We start from the raw sequence: 3,070 nt of genomic DNA, 5'->3' as shown, positions 1-3,070 counted from the left end.
TATTTAGAAGTTCCTTGTCGTCAGAAAAATAATATATATTTTTAAGTTCACCTTTGCGGACAAAGGCAATCTCTTTTTTATGACGATACATATAACCAAGTTCAATCAAATTATTTATAAGTCTTAGTAACTTATCTTTGCTAATGTTCATTTCATATGACAGTTGATTGATATTTATAACCCAATTAGCTGGCTTGTTAAGAAGGCGACATCCAAGTCCTAGTAGCTCTAAATTCAGATTTTTATCTTGTATAAATTTATTATAAATTATAGTGTAGTTGCTTTTATGGTTATTTTTTATTATAAAATCCATAAAACCTCCTTATAAGTTTTTATCTTTAATTGTATCTATAATGTCAGGAATTGCAAAGTATATTAAAAAAGATTGAAATTTAATAATAGATTTATTTCCCTTTCCTTTAGCGATATTTAAATTCTTTTCACTGATAGCATAAGTAACTTTATTTGAGTTAAGGTTAGTTAAAAGTTTTAAAATTTGAGTTTTAGAAAAAAGAAAGTTCCCATTTTTAAGGCAAATTTTGCTTAGATCCGTCATTATATTTTTTTTGAAAAGATCTTCGTTATCAAATTTTGAAATTTTTTTAAAATTGTAAATTGCTCTAGAAAGTTCAATAAATTGTAAATTTTTTTTTGTTTTTTTACTCAAAATTACCACCCCTTTTCCTCTTCTGATAGAAGAAATAAATTTAGAAATTCCTTAACGAAAACAATTTTATAACCATTAGAGCAAACAGATACACTGCTGGGCAATTTTTGTAATCGCTTGTAAATTGTTTCTTTTTTTAGTGGAAATATAAATTCAAGTTCTTCGATTAAAGCAGTTTCCCCTAAATATTCTGTGATCAAGGCTTTAATACATTTTTCCTCCATAATCCTCCTTAAAATCGAATGTTTTGTATTTAAATAATATTTTTTTTGTGTAAAAAAGTCAAATTTTTTTAAAAAAATAAGCATACAATGGTATTTTGAAAGAAAAAAATAAAAGTATGAACAGTGGGATTTTAGCTAGTGTAATGTAATTTTATTTATGTTAATATAAAACTATCTCGAGATAGCAGGAAAAATAAAAAATAAAAATCGTAGGAGGTAAGTATGAGTATGACAGTTGGAGGAGCAAAAGCAGTAATACAAGGAGTTATAATTAAAACTCAGAAGAGTATTGAAAGAGAGGTTAGTTATTTAAAGGAATTAGCAGATGATAAGGCAACACTTTCTAAAATTGAGCAGATGCAAACTGATGGAGAACCATTACCAGATAATAATCCATATGGATCTTTTTCTGCGTGGAGAGATGCAATTGAAAAAGAGATAAGAACAGGACAGAATTCCCTAGATAGAATAGATGTTCAAAAAGCAGAGTTAATGGCTTTTAACTACTTTGTGGAAACTGCACCAGAGGCATAGGCCTATGATAAAAACCATAAAAATAATCTACACTGTATTAACACTCATTGGAGTGTTAGTAACAGGAAATAACACCCTCGTTTTAAGAAGTATAGGCAGTAAAGTTGAGAGGATGGCTATCCCCCAAGTTACCTCTCATTCACAAATAAATATAAATTAAGGTTTAAGGGTCTAGAAATTTTCTAGACCCTGTTTTATTGACGAAAGAAAATATGAATATATACACAATTTTAACTTTTTTTCATGGTAAAAAAGTGATATAATAACATGAATAAAAAATGCGTAGGGGGATAGAATGAGCAAGGAGATAAAACTGATGGAAACAAAGCAATATGATGATGAGATTGATCTTTATGAATTAATTGAGATACTAGTGAGACATAAATGGAGTATAGTGGTAACTACAATACTTTGTACATTGTTGTCATTAGGAGGAGCACTTTATGTGCGTAGTAAGACACCAAATTATCTGATGAAGAGCATTCTTATACAACAAGATACTTATGGACTAAAGGGTGTAAATAAAATAAATATAGACACTATTTTACTTCAAGATAGAAATGTTGAGAGGATTTTAGAGGTAGAGCCTATAAAAGCAGAGTATTTAGAAAATACCCCAAAAGAGCAGCAAAATATGGCATCACAGAGAAAGTTTTTACAAGATATGCTGACTATATCTAAAAATGATAAAAATCCAGAAGAGATATCAATAAAAACAGAGATAATAGCTGATGAAAATAGTAGCAAAAATGTTATAAATACATATATAGATATTTTAAGGGAACAGGATAATTTAGAAGATGTTATAGCAAAAGAAAAGTTATTGAAAAGTGAATCTTTAGAAAAAACTAAATTAGAGATTGAAAATATCCAAAATGAAATTTTAGATATTTTTAAAAAAGACAGTGACTTAAGAGCTTTGAAGCCAGAGGAAAAAATGAACTATATAGCGTCTAAATACCCGGATCTAAATTTAAGAAAAAGTGAACAGGAGAAATATTATAATACTTATGTAAATGAATTAGTTAAGCTAGATTCCTTAAATGATAAACTAGATATAATTAAAGAAACTACAGATATATACTTTGTAAAAGGTCAAAGTAAAGCTAAGTTGATTTTAGCAGTTGGAATAATAATGGGACTGTTTTTAGGAGTAATGGTAGCATTTTTAAAAGAGTTTATAGACGGGTATAAAAGAAGATATAAGTAGTGGTAGGGGGAAAGAAAGTGTTTAGAGAGAATGTAATAACAGAACTATTTTCCAATAGAAGAAATATAGTTAAGTTAGTAATAGACCTAGGATCAGTACTTGCTGGTATCTTTCTAGGCCTTTTAGTGAGATTTGAAAGTAACTGGGAAGAAAATTCACATAGTAGCTATTTCATTGTGTATGGAGTAGCATTTTTGTGTTTTTATCTATTTCGTAAAAACTCTATGAAAAGTTGGAGTTATACTAACTCTTTAGATGTATTAAATCTAACTTTTACAAACTTCATAGCGTTAATGGTAACTTTAGCATATTATGCAGTAACAAGAGAGCAATATTCAAGAACTGTTGTATTAGTAGGATTTGTATTAGTAGTTATGTTGCAACTTCTTTGGAGATTTTTCTTTAGATTAAATAGATCATATAGAGTTGTACTTG

General features: G+C 28.2%; 6 protein-coding genes. 3 read left to right on the top strand and 3 right to left on the bottom strand.

Going from position 1 to position 3,070, the window contains the following annotated elements; translation table 11 throughout:
- The 3 genes from ACRCYC_RS14300 to ACRCYC_RS14290 all read right to left on the bottom strand — a co-directional run.
- The coding region (locus ACRCYC_RS14300; RefSeq protein ID WP_438619809.1) for a hypothetical protein at nucleotides 1–313 on the bottom strand (313 nt) is incomplete at its 3' end.
- Between the two features lie 9 nt (nucleotides 314–322).
- The gene (locus ACRCYC_RS14295; protein ID WP_438509521.1) at nucleotides 323–667 is read right to left on the bottom strand and encodes a hypothetical protein; all 345 of its coding nucleotides are present in this window, start codon (nucleotides 665–667) and stop codon (nucleotides 323–325) included.
- Nucleotides 668–669: 2 nt separating this feature from the next.
- A complete protein-coding gene (locus ACRCYC_RS14290; protein ID WP_438509520.1) occupies nucleotides 670–891 on the bottom strand; it encodes a hypothetical protein in 222 nt (73 codons plus the stop codon).
- Nucleotides 892–1,113: 222 nt separating this feature from the next.
- Between ACRCYC_RS14290 and ACRCYC_RS14285 the strand changes: the two genes are divergently transcribed.
- From ACRCYC_RS14285 to ACRCYC_RS14275, 3 genes are all read left to right on the top strand, one after another.
- Nucleotides 1,114–1,425, top strand: a complete 312-nt coding sequence (locus ACRCYC_RS14285; RefSeq protein ID WP_438532904.1) for a hypothetical protein — start codon at nucleotides 1,114–1,116, stop codon at nucleotides 1,423–1,425.
- A gap of 295 nt (nucleotides 1,426–1,720) precedes the next feature.
- Entirely contained in the window at nucleotides 1,721–2,635 is a 915-nt protein-coding gene (locus ACRCYC_RS14280; protein ID WP_438532903.1) for a Wzz/FepE/Etk N-terminal domain-containing protein, read from the top strand.
- A gap of 17 nt (nucleotides 2,636–2,652) precedes the next feature.
- Nucleotides 2,653–3,070 (top strand): hypothetical protein (locus ACRCYC_RS14275; RefSeq protein ID WP_438619808.1); only part of this gene is annotated, 418 nt, incomplete at its 3' end.

It is taken from the genome of Paraclostridium sp. (genome assembly GCF_051657365.1).
Taxonomy (GTDB): Bacteria; Bacillota; Clostridia; order Peptostreptococcales; family Peptostreptococcaceae; genus Paraclostridium.
Note: the sequence above shows the minus strand (reverse complement) of the source record. Positions and strands in the feature narration are given on the sequence as shown.